We start from the raw sequence: 15,936 nt of genomic DNA, 5'->3' as shown, positions 1-15,936 counted from the left end.
CCTTCTGCGGTCTCGCCCTCTGCTGCCTCAAGAGCCTCCTTCTCAGCTTCAAGAGCCTCCAGCTCTTCCTCTTCCTCCTGTCCGGGAAGGATCTTTACTTTGCCCTTGTAAAGCTCATCAATGGCAACGGAAAGCGGTTTCTTTCCTGCTGCACCCGGTACAAGCGGCTCTGCTCCTGCGATCAGCTGGCGGGCACGTTTGCTTGCTGCAAGTACAAGAGAATAACGGCTGTTCAGCACGAGAGCCTCATCGTCGTCCTCGTTGTTTGTGTTGATAGCCTCAATTAATTCTGAATAAGATGGATGTATCATATCTTTTCTCCCTTCTGTAACGGCAGGGCCGTATTTAACTTTTTAATTGGTATTTATAAAAAAGCTTCCGCTTCTTTCTGGATCCTGGATACAAAATCATGATTCCTGGATGTACGCATGCGCTCACACCGGATGGTCTCATGAAGTGTATCAACACATTCCTCCAGATCATCATTGATCAGGAGATAATCATATTTATCCATTCCTCTGGATTCTTCAACCGCTCTTCTGAGACGCCCGTTGATCACATCCAGAGTCTCTGTTCCGCGACCTACCAGACGGTTCTTAAGCTCCTCCATAGACGGCGGACATACAAATACCAGCAGTGTATCCGGAAACTTCTCACGGATCTTCATGGCACCCTGGATCTCGATCTCAAGGATCACATCTTTCCCTGCGGAAAGCTGCTCCTCTACATATTTGCGGGGTGTGCCATAATAATTCTCCACATACTGTGCATACTCGATCAGTCCGTCTTCCCGGATCAGCTGTTCAAATTCTTCTTTTGTGCGGAAGAAATAAGCCTCTCCGTCCTTCTCACCCGGTCTTGGATTTCTGGTAGTAACAGAAACAGATAATGCATAATTGTCATATTTTTCCATCAGCCGTTTCATGACAGTACCTTTTCCGGAACCGGAAAAGCCCGAAACAACAACTAAAATTCCCTTACTCATTTCCTTCCTCCCTCATTTCCTCTCCATACGCTTCCGAAAATCTCCTGGCAATAGTTTCCGGCTGCAGAGCGGAAAGGACAAGATAATCATCGGAAGTAACAATCACTGCTTTTGTTTTTCTTCCCTGTGTGGCATCGATCAGAGTTCGGGTCCCCTTGACACTCTGTATCATGCGCTTTACAGGAGCGGCATCCGGACTTACCACAGCCACGATCTTGCGTGAATTGACAACATTTCCAAAGCCTACATTAATAAGTTTCGCCATTTACGCTCTCCCTTTCTGTCTGTGTACAGCCTGTTTCCTGTCCGGTTACTCGATATTCTGGATCTGCTCACGGATCTTCTCGATCTCTGTCTTCAGATCGATGGCCGCGTTGGATACAATAAGATCATTGGATTTAGACAGGATAGTGTTCGCCTCACGGTTCATCTCCTGTGCCATGAAATCCATCTTACGTCCCACGCCCTCGTTCTCATCCAGGATCTTTCTCATTCCGTGGATGTGGCTTCGAAGACGTACCGTCTCCTCATCATTGCAGATCTTATCTGAAAAAAGTATCACCTCTGCGGCGATCCTGGAATCATCGATCTGGTTATCTTCAAGTAGCTCGTGCATCTTGGCTTCCAGTTTCTCCCGATAAGCCTTCACTACTTCCGGAGAACGTTTTTCCACTACATCGACCTTTGCTTCCAGTCCGTCCAGCTTCCCAAGAAGATCCTGTTTCAGATTAGCACCCTCACGCTGGCGGGTCTCCACAAATTTCCGGCAGGCCTCATGAAGCGGACCTTCCAGAAAATTCCAGAGCTCTTCCTCATCCGGAGCCTGCTCTTCCATTGTAAACACATCCGGATATCTGGAAAGTGTGGAAACACGGATATCATTCTCGATCCCCAGTTCCTCACTCATCTGGTTCAGATAGCCCAGATATTCCTTTGCCAGCTCTGCATTGTATTTCAGAGCCATTCCGCCCATTGTATAGTCTTCATAGGTGATGAACACATCGACTTTGCCGCGGCGGATATAAGTCTTCATCACATTTCGGATCTCTCCCTCAAAATAGCTGAGTCTTTTCGGCATTTTGATGTTCAGATCCAGATATCTGTGATTGACGGATTTCAGTTCAACAGAAACCTTACGCTCTCTGGAAACTGCTTCTGCCCTGCCAAAGCCGGTCATACTTTTTATCATGTTATCCTCCAATACTGCCTCTTAAGTTTATCAGCTGCTGATAAATACAGTAACTGATTGCATACGGATTTATTATAGTTCATTCCAAAACCCTAGTCAAACTCTTTTTTTACTGTTATAATGATTGATGTTGAAATGGAGGTAAAATCATGGCATTTGACGGAATTACAGTTTCTGCTCTCGTGGCAGAGATCGATGATAATTTAAAAGGCGGACGTATCAACAAGATCGCCCAGCCGGAAAACGATGAACTTTTGATCACAGGAAAGGGTGCAAATGGACAGAAACGTCTTCTCTTAAGTGCAAGCGCATCCCTTCCTCTGATCTATTTTACAGATAAGAACCGTATCAGTCCTTTAACCGCACCGAACTTCTGCATGCTTCTCAGAAAGCACATCGGAAGCGCCCGTATCCTTGATGTGAAGCAGCCTGGAATGGAGCGCGTGGTGGAATTTGAGCTGGAGCATCTTAATGAGCTGGGGGATCCCTGCAGAAAGCGTCTGATCATGGAACTGATGGGCAAGCACAGCAACATCATCTTCTGTGACGAAAAAGGCATGATCCTGGACAGCATCAAGCATGTCTCTTCCCATATGAGCTCTGTCCGTGAGGTTCTTCCCGGAAGAGAATATTTCATTCCCAATACCAGGGATAAAGAAAATCCGCTGACTGTTTCCGAGGAAGAATTTACCGGACATATCTGTAAAAAGCCTGTGAATATTTCCAAGGCGCTTTACACTTCACTCACAGGTATGAGCCCGGTAATGGCTGAGGAGATCTGCTACCGTGCATCCATTGACGGAAGCGATGCATCGCAGTCCCTGGATGAGGCAGCCTGCACCCATCTTTATCATACCTTTCTCCGCCTTATGGAACAGATCCGGAACAGAGAGTTCACCCCGAATATTGTCTACCGCGGAGAGGAACCTGTGGAATACGGTGTCTTTCCTTATCAGCAGTTTGGCAGTGAATACCGCAGCGAAATCTTTGACAGTGTCTCTGTTATGCTGGAAACCTATTATGCTACCAAAAGTCTGCTGACACGTATCCACCAGAAATCCTCCGATCTTCGCCGTGTAGTACAGACCGCTCTGGAACGTAACCGAAAAAAATACAACATCCAGAAAAAGCAGCTGAATGATACTGCAAAAAAAGATAAATTCAAGGTCTACGGTGAACTGATCAACACCTACGGATACGGGCTTGAGGAAGGCTGCAGATCCTTTAAGGCACTGAACTATTACACCAATGAGGAGATCACTATCCCTCTTGACCCGACACTGACTCCGGCACAGAATTCCAAGAAATATTTTGATAAATACGGAAAGCTAAAGCGTACAGAGGAAGCCGTCACAGAACAGATCACAGATACGGAAAGTGAGATCTCTCATCTGGAATCTATCTCCAATGCTCTGGATATTGCCAGATCTGAAAGTGACCTTTCCCAGATCAAGGAAGAGCTCACTGAGTACGGCTATATCAAACGTCACTACACAAACAAAAAAGGCCAGAAAGCCCAGCCGAAATCCAAACCGCTCCACTACATATCCAGTGACGGTTTTGATATCTATGTAGGAAAAAACAATTTCCAGAATGATGAGCTGACTTTCAAGTTCGCAACCGGAAATGACTGGTGGTTCCATGCAAAGAAAATGGCTGGTTCCCATGTGATCGTCCGCACCAAAGACGGTGAACTTCCGGACCGTACTTTCGAAGAAGCAGGCCGCCTGGCAGCCTGGTACTCCAAAGGACACTCTGCTCCCAAGGTAGAGATCGATTATATCCAGAAAAAGCATGTGAAAAAACCTGCCGGTGCGAAACCCGGTTTCGTTGTTTATTACACCAATTATTCTCTCATGGCTTCTCCGGATATTTCGGATCTGAAAGAGGTTACGGAGTAATAACTATTCAACAAAAAACCTTCCTGTGTTTTCTTATTTCTTCAAGACCGGATACCTGTATCTCTGCAAGTATCTGTCCTGAGAAATTTTTCTGTAAACACAGGAAGTTTTTTTATTGAACATTCGCACTCCGCTTCGTTACATGCTCACGAACAAAAATCGCAAAACGATTTTGTTCAGATCTCCAGTTTTTTCTTCACTGCCGGTGCAATAGACGTATCTGCTTTATGATATGGGATCAGTGTAGACTGCAGTGCATGGTACAGATCGGATTTTCCGGGCCATACGGTTCCTTTCAGATGATTCTGCTCATCCAGCTGATGAAACCAGGAGCCGTTTTCGTGATCCATGACCACTTCATCCAGGTACTTCATAAACGCAGCATAATCTTTCGCATATTTCTTCTTACCGGTCACCTGATAAAGAACTGCAGAGGTATTGATCGCTTCCGCAAGAGTCCAGTGCATACGGTCATGTACCACCGGTTTGCCATTCCAATCTGTCGTGTATACAATTCCCGGTGCACCATCTGCGTTCCAGCCATCTTTTATTGCTGTTGTGTAAAGGTTTTCTGCTGCCTGAAGATGTTTTTCCAGTTTTTCTTTCTCTTCTCCACAGTTTGCAAGCGTCCACTGTGTGATCAGCCTTGCCCATTCGATTCCATGTCCCGGTGTTGCGCCGTACGGCTTGAACGGATCATCCGGACGGTCACGGTTGCAGTCAAGATCTGCCACCCATTCCTTCGTAAAATGTTCCGGGATCCTCCAGGAGTTATCTTCTGCCCACTGGATCACATGATCAATAATCCTGCCTGCACGAATGTGATATTTTTTATCCCCGGTGACATCTCCTGCTGCCAGAAAAGCCTCTACCGTATGCATATTGGCATTTAATCCCCGGTAATCATCCAGCACGGTAAATTCCGTATTCCAGGTGTCGCAGGCCAGCCCCTCCTCTTCATTCCAAAAATGTCGGTCATAAACAGCCAATGCCTCTTCAAGGAGCTCTTTCGCCCCGGGCCTTCCGGCTGTCAGTGCGGAAGATGCAGCCAGGATCACAAATGCATGGGCATAACACTGTTTATTGGGCACAATATCTCCTTTCGGTGTTACACCTGCATGCCAGCCACCGTTTTTTTCATCGTGAAGCTCTCCCTTCAGACCTTTCAATGCCGCATCCGCAAGCTCTCCGCTTCCCTCATGGCCAAGCATCAGACCCAGACTGTATACATGAGCCATACGACAGGTGATCCAGGTTTCCCGATTTCTGTCCTTCCATGGTGTTCCGTCGTCCCCCAGATAATAGGAACCTCCATTCGGTGAAGGAAACCGATGTCCGAAATTCAAAAGCTCCTCACAGGATGCTTTCAGGAATTCCCGATTTTCTTTTGTGCTAATCTCATATTTGCTGTTCATTTCAACCACCCCATCTACTTTTTTCTTTAGGATACCATTCTTTTTTGGGGACTTCAATTCCTTTGGATTCTTTTGACAGATTGACGAAAAAAGGAGAATGCCATATACGCATTCTCCTCATATTCAGACTTCTTAATTCCATTACCGTAACGGTCACAGATATCCTCATTAATCTTCAAAACAGGTGATCACATAGCGGTCACTTTCTATGATCACATCAGAAACATTATCTCTGTCCCAGATCGCATCGCTGATGATATCTTTCAACTTATCATCCATAACGATATTAAAATTCTCCTCGATCACCTGAAACGGGACTCCCTCATTCTCCTGTGCATACTCCATGATAAAATCAAGAATCTTCTCTTCCATACCTTAAAATCTGCCTTTCTGTAAATACTAACGTTTAATATATTACATCAGATTTCCGCAGATGTCCAGATATTTTCCAGCCATGTCCATGTGGTATTCCATAAGACATTATGCCAATATACACACCTCTTCACATTTCGTTCTATATCAGAATCTGGTATGTCGGTTCACATATTTTGCTTTATATTTGGAGTACACAATGGTCTGATCCTTGTAAAGGCCATAATATCCCGATGCTGCATAGCTGATAGATACTGCGATCAGATAGAAGGATACTCCCTTAAATCCAAACATTTCAAAAGCGATCAGGATCGAAGTGATCGGACAGTTGGTCACACCGCAGAAAACTGCTGCCATTCCGCAAGCTGCACAGATCGACGGAGAAATTCCCAGAAGATTACCCATCACACAGCCAAAGGTAGCTCCAATGCAGAAAGAAGGTACGATCTCTCCCCCGCGGAATCCTGCGCGCATAGTCAATGCTGTAAGCACCATTTTCCAGAAAAAGGCGAAAGTATCCGCCTGTCCGTTTTCCACCGCTTTTTCAATAAGCTCCGCACCAGCGCCCATATATTCATCTGTTCTCAGAATAAAGGTGACAACAATGACCAGGCAGGCGCCCACTGCAACCCTGACATATTTATTCTTAAACCATCTGCCATAAAGTCCTGCTGCACCATTCAGCGCAATACAGAACATAATGCTGACAATTGCACAGCCCAGAGCGATCACTCCCATTTTCAGGCCAGTTTCCACAGTCAGTGCCGGAATATCCGTCACATGAAAACTTTCCGGTGTGACTCCCATTCCGGCTGCAAATCCGGAAGCGATCAATGACGCGATCATACACGGCATCAGTGCTGCATAATACATCACGCCCACACTGACCACTTCCAGCGCAAAAACTGCCGCTGCCATCGGTGTTCCAAACAGCGCGGAAAACGCCGCGCTCATGCCGCACATGACAATTACATGACGGTCCTCCTCGTCCAGATGGATCCATCTTCCAAGCTGGTTGGCAATACTTCCTCCAAGCTGGATCGCTGCTCCCTCACGTCCCGCAGAACCACCGGTAAGATGAGTCAGCGCCGTTGTGATAAAGATCAGAGGCGCAGAAAGGATTGGCACATCATCTCTGGAACGCACGGTAGAAAGAACCTGATTGGTCCCTCCATCCTCTTTTCCAAGCTTCTCATACAAAAATACAATGACAAGTCCGGATAATGGCAGCAAAAAGAAAATCCATTCATGAGCCTTCCGATAATTGGTCACTGCCTTCAACGTAAAAGAAAACAGTGTACTGGCAGCTCCTACGATACATCCTGTAATGACAGCAAGAACCAGCCACTTGATCAGATTTGAGATATCCCGGCTGATTCTTGCACTGTAATAATATAAATGTTCCTTTAATCTTTTGTTATGATCGATCCCCATGTTCCTTCCCTTCTTTTCTTTACTGTCTGCATTATACTACATTTTTCCTCTCAGTAAAAGCAGGAAGAGAAAGCCCTGTTATTTTTTCTTCCGGGAAATATGCCTGTGTATCAGGATCGAGAATACACTGATCATCACAAGAAGCACTGCGGAAAGCCAGAATGCCGGAGACTTCGGATTTTTGATATTTGCTCCAAATATTGTAGCGAGAATAACTCCCGGCAGCGTTCCAAGCACGCCACCTACCATATAGGTTCCAAATGGGATCTTTTCAGCTCCGAGAAACAGACTCACAGCATCTCCCGGTAAAAAGTTCAATGTCCGCATAAAAAATGAAATATACAGGGAATTTCCGTTCTGGTAATCTACTACTGTTTTCAGTTTCGGATATTTAGCTGTAAGACTTTCCACCATGGATACACCTGAGAAGCGTCCCATCCAATATGGAAGCGCCAATGTAACTGCTCTTCCCAGAAAGTTCACCAGAAGTGCAGTTCCTGTAGAAAACAGATGTCCTACAGCAAGCTGCAGGATCGCAATTGGAAATATAAAAGAGACACTTTTCACTGCATAAAGCCCAAGCATAAGTAATGCAGCCTTAACAGGTTCCTCCGGTGTATAGCTTAAGATCCTTTCCACAGACAGATCCTCTCTATAACGGATACAGAAAAGGAGAAGCACAAGAAGGAGCACCGCCGGCAGATATTTTCTGATGTTATCAATCATTTTTTTCATGGTCTGATCCCTCCGTTTTCAAAAAAAGAGCACCGGCACCTGTTTTCGGTACCGTGCTCTTTCATAAGTTCTGCTTTTTTAAGTTTCAGGATCAGCAGCCTTTCTTCGCTGCCTTTCTCTCCTGGTCTTCCTTCCACATTTCCTCTGCTACCGGTTTCCAGTTTTCAGCATACCGGTCACATTTCGCACAGAGATGCTCTGCACTCTCCGGTGACTGAAGATCTGTGGAATGTGCTCCGGATTTTTCTACCATTTCTCTCAGCTTCTGCGGATTTTCAAGCATCGGGCATGGACGGTACATATTGTCATTAAACGGCTGTCCGTCATGATATGCCATCATCATCGGAGACTGCAGTGCTTCCAGAAGTGTTTTCTCGCGGATATTGGAATCAGAATAATGGATAAACACACATGGATCGATATCGCCGTTTGCATTGATATGCAGATAACGACGGCCGCCTGCAATACATCCTCCCACAAACTCTGCATCATTCTGGAAATCCATGGCAAACAACGGCTTTGTTGCACGGTATTTACGGATACGCTCATAGGTTTCTCTTCTCTGTGCAGGAGTAGGAAGCAGCTCCGGTGCTGCATCATTTCCAACCGGCATATAATGGAAATACCAGATAAAGTACGCTCCAAGATCGATCAGGCTGTCGTAAAATGCCTCTGATGTGATAGACTCGAAATTTGCACTCGTATAACATGCAGAGATACCAAATACAAGCTTCTTCTCTCTGAGAAGATTGATGGCCTTGATAACCTTCTGGTATACACCATTTCCTCTTCTGCCATCTGTTGCAGTCTCAAATCCTTCCAGTGAAATTGCAGGAACAAAGTTTCCTACCCGAAGCATATCATTTGCAAAATCCTCATCGATCAGTGTTGCATTTGTGAAGGAAAGGAAGATACAGTCATTATGTTTCTCGCAAAGACGGATCAGATCCTTTTTTCTTACAAGTGGCTCTCCGCCTGTGTAAATATACATATAAACGCCAAGCTCCTTACCCTGGCGGATGATGTCATCGATCTCATCGTAGGTGAGGTTCAGCTTGTTTCCATACTCTGCTGCCCAGCATCCTGTACAGTGCAGGTTACATGCACTTGTTGGGTCAAGAAGGATTGCCCACGGGATATTACAGCCATATTTCTCACGGCATTCATCCTGTTTCTTCCAGCCTGCAAGATTTGCATTGATAAAGAAGTTTGCAACCAGAGTTTTCATAACATGCGGATCAATATCAGTTACCAATCTATGAATAAACGGATAATACGGATGTTCCGGATTGGAAATGGCTGCGCGGATCATTGCTCTCTGTGTAGGAAATCCACCACCGGAAAATTTATCTGCCCAGTCCATGATCTTGATAAAATTCTTATCCGGATCTTTATAAACATAGTTAAATGCCTGTTCAAGTCCGAATTTCTTAAGTGTGTTCATTGCGCTCATACTATCTCTCCTTATTTCTCTCAATGTAAATATGCAATCTAGCTAAACGGACATCTTCATTCCGTCACACTGCATTTCGAGTACCAAAGCTTTCTTACTATCTTTGCCTGACTCATGGTGTTAGTGTACGTTTTTTCCATTTGAATAACAATAGGCAATATAATTGGTATGACCAAAAACTAGGCAAATCTGTTAAAATGCCTAAATATTATTGGCATTTATTCTAAATAACATTAGTTATTTTTGTGCATACTTACTTCACGATGTTTATCCATATAAAAAACACCCTGGCAAAGGCAGAAATATCTTCCGCCCTGCTTCGGGTGTTTTTGATTTATCTTATTACTTTACTACGATATTGATGATCTTCTTCGGTACGTAAATCTCTTTGATGATATTTCCGGAAATCTTATCTGCAACTGCCTTCTTTCCTTCGGCAATCGCATCTTCTTTGGAGATTTCTGCCGGAATACTGATAACAGCCTTGGTCTTGCCGTTGATCTGAACCGGAACCTCGATCTCATCATCCTTCATAATCTCCTCATCGTGAGCCGGCCACTGTGCATGGAAAATGGAATCCTCATGACCAAGCTTCTCCCAGATCTCCTCTGCAATATGAGGAACAAATGGCGCAAGAAGAATGGTAACTGTCTCGATGGTTTCTTTGTCAACAGCGCCGTCGTTCTGCTTTGCGATAGCAATCAGCTTGTTTGTGTATTCCATAAATCCGGACACTACGGTATTCAGGCTGAAGGCCTCAAGTCTGCTGGTGATATCGTATACCATCTTATGACGGGTCTTCTCCATCTCTTTGGTAGCCGGGATATCTTTCTCAATGCTGTCAAGAGCCAGATTCCAGAAACGTTTCAGGAATCTGGATACACCATCGATTCCTCTGTCATCCCATTCTGCATCCAGTTCCGGCGGTCCTACGAACAGCTCATACATACGTAAGGAATCACATCCGTAATCATTTACAAGATCATCCGGTGAAATAACATTTCCTTTGGATTTACTCATCTTGATTCCGTTTTTACCTGTGATCATACCCTGGTTGAACAGCTTGACAAACGGCTCATCGAAATCAATAGCTCCGATATCATACAGGAACTTGGTGTAGAATCTGGAGTACAGAAGATGAAGAACAGCATGCTCTACACCACCGATATACATATCTACCGGCAGATATTTATCAGCTTTCTCTTTGGAAACCAGTTCTTTATTATTCTTATTATCTACATAACGGAGGAAATACCAGGAAGATCCTGCCCACTGAGGCATGGTGTTTGTCTCACGTTTTGCAGGAGCACCACAGCATGGGCATGTGGTATTTACCCACTCGTCAATAGCTGCAAGCGGTGACTCTCCGGTTCCTGTCGGCTGGTAGCTTTCTACCTCCGGAAGTCTTAACGGAAGCTGATCCTCCGGTACCGGTACCGCACCGCATTTCGGGCAGTGTACGATCGGGATCGGCTCACCCCAGTAACGCTGACGGGAAAATACCCAGTCTCTTAGTTTGTAGTTGACAGTCTTACGTCCGATACCCAGCTTCTCGATGATATGCGGTGCTTCCTTCTTCAGTACGGAAGATTCCATTCCGTTCCACTCACCAGAGTTGATCATGGTTCCGGAAGCCTCTGTGTAAGCTTCTGTCATATTCTGAATCTCTTTACCATCTTTTGCGATAACCTGGATGATCGGAATATCGAATTTCTTTGCGAACTCAAAGTCACGGTCATCATGAGCAGGTACACACATGATAGCACCTGTACCATAATCAGCAAGTACATAGTCAGAAAGCCAGATTGGAAGCTTCTCGCCGTTCAGCGGATTGATCGCATAAGTACCTGTGAACACACCGGTCTTCTCTTTATCCTGAAGACGGTCTACATTGGATTTCATGGAAGCATCAAAGATATATTTCTCTACAGCCTCTCTTGTCTCGTCTGTTGCAAGAGATTTTGCAAGAGCATGCTCCGGTGCAAGTACCATGAATGTTGCTCCATGAAGAGTATCCGGTCTTGTTGTATAGACCGTGATCTTCTCTTCTCTTCCCTCAACCGGGAAATCGACCTCTGCGCCGTAGGATTTGCCGATCCAGTCTGTCTGCATCTTTTTAACCTTCTCCGGCCAGTCCAGTTTATCCAGATCACTTAAAAGTCTGTCTGCATATTTTGTGATGCGGAGCATCCACTGACGGAGGTTCTTTTTGGTAACCGGAGTGCCACAACGCTCGCAGCATCCGTTTACAACCTCTTCATTTGCAAGACCTGTCTTACAGGAAGGGCACCAGTTGATCGGGAACTCCTTCTCATATGCAAGCCCCTCTTTGAACATTTTTACAAAGATCCACTGTGTCCATTTATAGAATTCCGGATCTGTTGTGTTAACCTCCATATCCCAGTCATAGATCGCTGCGATATCGTTGATCTGACGTTTGATATTTTTGATGTTTGCTGCTGTAGATACTGCCGGATGAACACCCATCTTGATGGCATAGTTCTCAGCCGGGAGACCAAAAGCGTCCCATCCCATCGGATGGATCAGGTAATAACCCTGGAGCATTTTATAGCGGCTCCATACATCAGAGATCACATAGCCTCTCCAGTGTCCTACATGAAGACCGTTTCCGGACGGATACGGGAACATATCCAGACAGTAGTATTTCGGTTTCTTGCCATCATTGACATTTACCGGCTTTTTCTCCCAGTTTGTGCGCCATTTCGCTTCGATGGCTCTATGGTTATAAGGTGCAGCCATTTTTTTATTCCTCCTGACAAATTACTCAGTATTAATACTTTAATGCTTTCACACACTGCTATTAATTTTAACTACTTATGATGTATTTGTCAAACAAAAATCCAAAAACAGCCCTTTTCCATCAAAATATACATGAACCTGCAATCCTGGCCTGGTTTAGTTGACGCTTCTTTTTTCACATGATATAATTTCCTGCATGTATTTTCCTATATTATACATACCATACATATTTATCTTAGGAGGGAACGCATAAATGAAATCTTTTTATTCCTGGTACCGGAAGCATATTACCGGTGCGATCTTTACAGGACTGATCCTGGGTATCCTCACAGGACTTTTCCTGGCCGGACGGTTTGAACCTGTCCTCACTGTGACCAGTCTGATCGGAAGTATCTACATGAACGCCCTGAACATGATGATCTTTCCCATGGTCTTCTGTTCCATTGTCATTGGAATCTGTTCCATCGGAAACGCGCGTACTACCGGCAAGATCACTGCAGCATCCATGATCTATTTTCTCTGCACAACGGCACTTGCCAGCCTGTGCGGACTGATCATCCCGAGACTGATCCATCTCGGAAAGGGAGTCAAATTTGAGATGGCAACAGCCGATATCCAGGCTACAGAAATGAGCAGTATCCTTGACACCCTGAAAAACCTGATCCCTTCCAACCCAATCGCCGCATTTGCTGACGGAAACATGCTCCAGGTTCTGGTGTTTGCCCTGATCATCGGTTTCACACTGATCGCAGTCGGTGAAAAAGGAACTCCATTCCTGAATCTGATTGATTCCATCAATGAAGTATGCCTGAAGATCATCACAACCATCATGTACTTTACACCCATCGGTGTTTTCTGTACCATCGTACCGGTTGTGGAAGCCAACGGAACTGAAACGATCATTTCCCTTGCAACACAGCTTGTCATTCTGTATGTGGCATTCTTTGGCTTCGCTATTGTAGTGTACGGTTTCTCTGTAAAGCTGATCGGCAAACAGAGTCCGCTGAAATTCCTGAAAGCGATCCTGCCAGCAGCACTGAACGCCTTCGGAACCTGCTCAAGCTCCGCAACCATTCCATTAAGCAAGCAGTGTATGGAAGAAGAAATGGGCGTATCCAACCAGATCACCAGCATCGCCATTCCTCTTGGTGCTACCGTTAATATGGATGCTGTATCTATCCTGATGTCCTTTATGATCATGTTCTTTGCAAACGCCTGCGGGATCCATGTAAGTATTCCTCTTATGATCATTATCCTTCTTGCAAACGTACTGCTTTCCGTTGGTACTCCAGGTGTTCCCGGTGGTGCTATCGCATCTTTCGCAGCACTGGCAACTATGGCCGGACTTCCTGCCGGAGTTCTTGGTGTTTATATCAGCATCAATACCCTCTGTGATATGGGCGCCACCTGTGTCAATGTTATCGGTGACATGGCATGCTGCTCTGTACTGAAAAATGTTATCCAGATTGAGGAAGAAGCATAAACAAATCTTTCTGAAGTGTTATTTAAACAGAATACGAATTACTTTACATAAAATATTTTATGTAAAGCAGCAATAGCAAAAGCCGTAAGATATATGTTTAAGAAACTTTCACATATACTTACGGCTTTTCTGTTTATCAACTGTTCACATCCTGTATTCTTTATACTGTTTAACGTAAATGATGTAACACAGAAATTTATATTTCATTTTGCTGACTTTATTTTTTCAGAACACGGTAATTTTCTTCTCTGTCGTAATCCTTATGGACCCCATCGTCCTCATATAAGGTATACTCCGCACCTTCATATCCGAGAAGCTGCATATTTTTTGTATCCAGAGCTGCCACACATTCCGCTGCTTCTGCAACCGGAATACATTTTCCCTTCCGGATAAACAACGGAATCTCATTCAGTGCCACCTCTACATAATGAACACCCTTTTCAAGGATCTCCTCTGCAATGGTTCCATCCGGAAGGAATTTCACAAACTTCATCTCCTCCGGAAGATATACATAACGGCCTCTTGCGTTCTGTTCATAAACCGGAGCGATCATGATCTCATTTCCAAGAAGCAGCTGGTCTTCCACATGTACAGCAATCTTATCCTCCGGATAAACAAAGCCCAACGGCCGGAAATACATATCATCGTTCAGAGCCGCCTTCATATATTCACTGTAAAGATATGGAATAAGACGATATCTTACACCGATCACATGACGGAAATCTTCCACATTTTCAAACTGGTAGCATTCCTGCTCTCTGGTACCGATTGCTGTATGATCACGCATCAGCGGTGTGAATACTCCAAGTGCCAGGAAACGAAGCAGCAGTTCTCTTGTTGTATCAGCGCCAAATCCACCCAGATCTGCTCCTGCATACAGGAAACCACACATATTCAGAGATGGCATCATCTTCAGGTTCAAAAGGATATGAGCCCACCAGGATTTATTATCGCCGGTCCAGATCCCACCATAACGATGCATACCAATATAGGATGATCTGGAGAACATCAGAAAACGTTTTTCCGGATCGATCCGTTCAAAAGCCTCCCCTGCGGCTCTGGTCATATTGTAGCCAAACAGGTTATGGACTTTGTCATGGCGGATCTTTCTGCCATCCACATTATGGTAAAATCTCCGATAATCTTCCGGATTGTTTGCAACATTGCGAAGTGCACTCTGCATCTTCCAGATATGGATCTTTCCTTCCGTATCTTTTGCAAATTCTCCTGCAAGCTCTTTGACCTCTTTCATTCCCTCTGTGGAATAGAAGATCGCCGGCTCATTCATATCGTTCCAGAAACCGTCGATTCCCTTCTCGATCAGGAAACGGTATTTGTCACCGAACCATTTTCTGGCATCTTTGTTCAATACATCCGGAAAATGAGTATCCCCCGGCCATACAGCAGCTACAAAATCACTGCCGTCCTCTCTCTGGCAGAAGTAGCGGTTTTTGACACCCTCTTCATAAACATCGTATCCCGGCTCTACCTTGACGCCGGCATCGATGATCGGGATCAGACGGATATCCTGATCCTTCAGTTCCTTTACGAATTCCGGAAAATCCTGAAAATTCTCTTCACTTAATGTAAAGTCCTTATAAGACTGCATATAATCAATATCCATATAGATCATATCAATAGGAATATGATTTTCACGATATCCAGCTGCAACCTTCCGGAAATCCTCTTTTGTAGTATAGCCCCATCTGCTCTGGCCAAATCCAAAGGCAAATTTCGGCGGGATATAGCTTCTTCCGATCACATGACGGAACTGCTTTACAATATCATAGGGACTCTCCCCTTCGATCACATAAAGCTTCAGGTCTGCATTTTCGCAGGTTACCTTCATGGTATCCATTCTGGTATAGCCAATGTCAAAGGTGATCGCTGCCGGATAGTCAAAAAACATTCCAAAGGTTTCTTTTCCGGACACAATGATAAGATTATGTGCACCGTACAGGGAATGTTTATCCTCTGTATGCTCCGGATCATCGGTACAGTTACTGGTGTAAATGAATCCTCTCTTGTTGATACCGCGGTTGGATTCTCCCAATCCGTAGACGATATCCTCTTCATCCATGATATAAGTAAAAGAAAATCCATCTTCTGCACAGATTTCTCCATATCCTGGCTTTCCTTCTGCTGTCTCAATGTTTTCTGTCAGTGCCTCAGTCTCAAAGGGCTCTCCATATACATATTTTTTTATCAT

At 44.8% G+C, this 15,936-nt stretch carries 12 protein-coding genes and 1 pseudogene; 2 read left to right on the top strand and 11 right to left on the bottom strand.

The features are described 5' to 3' along the window. Positions 1-56 precede the first annotated feature (56 nt). The 4 genes and pseudogenes from rpoZ to LI091_RS00615 all read right to left on the bottom strand — a co-directional run. A pseudogene (gene rpoZ, locus LI091_RS00630) lies at positions 57-311 on the bottom strand (DNA-directed RNA polymerase subunit omega); the annotation flags it as partial. Positions 312-364: 53 nt separating this feature from the next. Further along, entirely contained in the window at positions 365-985 is a 621-nt protein-coding gene (gmk, locus tag LI091_RS00625) for a guanylate kinase (protein WP_015525188.1), read from the bottom strand. After that, positions 978-1,250 (bottom strand): DUF370 domain-containing protein, encoded by a 273-nt coding sequence (locus tag LI091_RS00620; protein WP_015525189.1) that lies wholly within the window; start codon positions 1,248-1,250, stop codon positions 978-980. Before LI091_RS00620 ends, gmk begins: the two co-directional genes overlap by 8 nt. A gap of 45 nt (positions 1,251-1,295) precedes the next feature. Then, positions 1,296-2,174, bottom strand: a complete 879-nt coding sequence (locus tag LI091_RS00615; protein ID WP_015525190.1) for a YicC/YloC family endoribonuclease — start codon at positions 2,172-2,174, stop codon at positions 1,296-1,298. A gap of 149 nt (positions 2,175-2,323) precedes the next feature. Here LI091_RS00615 and LI091_RS00610 point away from each other — a divergent pair, with 149 nt between their 5' ends. Further along, positions 2,324-4,075, top strand: a complete 1,752-nt coding sequence (locus LI091_RS00610; protein ID WP_265190669.1) for an Rqc2 family fibronectin-binding protein — start codon at positions 2,324-2,326, stop codon at positions 4,073-4,075. Positions 4,076-4,251: 176 nt separating this feature from the next. Here LI091_RS00610 and LI091_RS00605 read toward each other — a convergent pair whose 3' ends face one another. The 6 genes from LI091_RS00605 to leuS form a co-directional block, all read right to left on the bottom strand. Beyond that, positions 4,252-5,490 carry an AGE family epimerase/isomerase gene (locus LI091_RS00605; RefSeq protein ID WP_265190668.1) on the bottom strand — a complete coding sequence of 413 codons (1,239 nt, stop codon included), beginning with the start codon at positions 5,488-5,490 and terminating at the stop codon, positions 4,252-4,254. Positions 5,491-5,658: 168 nt separating this feature from the next. Beyond that, positions 5,659-5,862, bottom strand: coding sequence for a hypothetical protein (locus LI091_RS00600; RefSeq protein ID WP_021978076.1), 204 nt, complete (start codon positions 5,860-5,862; stop codon positions 5,659-5,661). A 147-nt stretch (positions 5,863-6,009) separates the two neighbouring features. After that, entirely contained in the window at positions 6,010-7,296 is a 1,287-nt protein-coding gene (locus LI091_RS00595; protein ID WP_265190667.1) for a chloride channel protein, read from the bottom strand. Positions 7,297-7,374: 78 nt separating this feature from the next. After that, entirely contained in the window at positions 7,375-8,031 is a 657-nt protein-coding gene (locus LI091_RS00590; protein ID WP_265190666.1) for a TVP38/TMEM64 family protein, read from the bottom strand. Between the two features lie 91 nt (positions 8,032-8,122). Then, positions 8,123-9,484 (bottom strand): radical SAM protein, encoded by a 1,362-nt coding sequence (locus LI091_RS00585; RefSeq protein WP_021652633.1) that lies wholly within the window; start codon positions 9,482-9,484, stop codon positions 8,123-8,125. Between the two features lie 342 nt (positions 9,485-9,826). Continuing rightward, positions 9,827-12,244 carry a leucine--tRNA ligase gene (gene leuS, locus LI091_RS00580; RefSeq protein ID WP_265190665.1) on the bottom strand — a complete coding sequence of 806 codons (2,418 nt, stop codon included), beginning with the start codon at positions 12,242-12,244 and terminating at the stop codon, positions 9,827-9,829. A 253-nt stretch (positions 12,245-12,497) separates the two neighbouring features. On the opposite strand from leuS, the gene LI091_RS00575 reads away from it, so the two are divergent. Then, positions 12,498-13,727, top strand: coding sequence for a dicarboxylate/amino acid:cation symporter (locus tag LI091_RS00575; protein WP_015525202.1), 1,230 nt, complete (start codon positions 12,498-12,500; stop codon positions 13,725-13,727). Between the two features lie 217 nt (positions 13,728-13,944). Here LI091_RS00575 and LI091_RS00570 read toward each other — a convergent pair whose 3' ends face one another. Beyond that, entirely contained in the window at positions 13,945-15,936 is a 1,992-nt protein-coding gene (locus LI091_RS00570; RefSeq protein WP_022426496.1) for a glycoside hydrolase family 31 protein, read from the bottom strand.

This window comes from Blautia sp. MSK20_18 (assembly GCF_020553125.1).
Taxonomy (GTDB): Bacteria; Bacillota; Clostridia; order Lachnospirales; family Lachnospiraceae; genus Blautia_A; species Blautia_A fusiformis.
This window is presented reverse-complemented; position numbering and strand designations above follow the sequence as displayed.

Bases quoted from the DNA above. Each gene is read 5' to 3' on its own strand.
- LI091_RS00585 (WP_021652633.1), bottom strand. From the start codon at position 9,484: ATGAGCGCAATGAACACACTTAAGAAATTCGGACTTGAACAGGCATTT.
- LI091_RS00600 (WP_021978076.1), bottom strand. From the start codon at position 5,862: ATGGAAGAGAAGATTCTTGATTTTATCATGGAGTATGCACAGGAGAAT.
- LI091_RS00590 (WP_265190666.1), bottom strand. From the start codon at position 8,031: ATGAAAAAAATGATTGATAACATCAGAAAATATCTGCCGGCGGTGCTC.
- LI091_RS00605 (WP_265190668.1), bottom strand. From the start codon at position 5,490: ATGAACAGCAAATATGAGATTAGCACAAAAGAAAATCGGGAATTCCTG.
- LI091_RS00610 (WP_265190669.1), top strand. From the start codon at position 2,324: ATGGCATTTGACGGAATTACAGTTTCTGCTCTCGTGGCAGAGATCGAT.
- LI091_RS00575 (WP_015525202.1), top strand. From the start codon at position 12,498: ATGAAATCTTTTTATTCCTGGTACCGGAAGCATATTACCGGTGCGATC.
- gmk (WP_015525188.1), bottom strand. From the start codon at position 985: ATGAGTAAGGGAATTTTAGTTGTTGTTTCGGGCTTTTCCGGTTCCGGA.
- LI091_RS00615 (WP_015525190.1), bottom strand. From the start codon at position 2,174: ATGATAAAAAGTATGACCGGCTTTGGCAGGGCAGAAGCAGTTTCCAGA.
- LI091_RS00595 (WP_265190667.1), bottom strand. From the start codon at position 7,296: ATGGGGATCGATCATAACAAAAGATTAAAGGAACATTTATATTATTAC.
- leuS (WP_265190665.1), bottom strand. From the start codon at position 12,244: ATGGCTGCACCTTATAACCATAGAGCCATCGAAGCGAAATGGCGCACA.
- LI091_RS00620 (WP_015525189.1), bottom strand. From the start codon at position 1,250: ATGGCGAAACTTATTAATGTAGGCTTTGGAAATGTTGTCAATTCACGC.
- LI091_RS00570 (WP_022426496.1), bottom strand. From the start codon at position 15,936: ATGATAAAAAAATATGTATATGGAGAGCCCTTTGAGACTGAGGCACTG.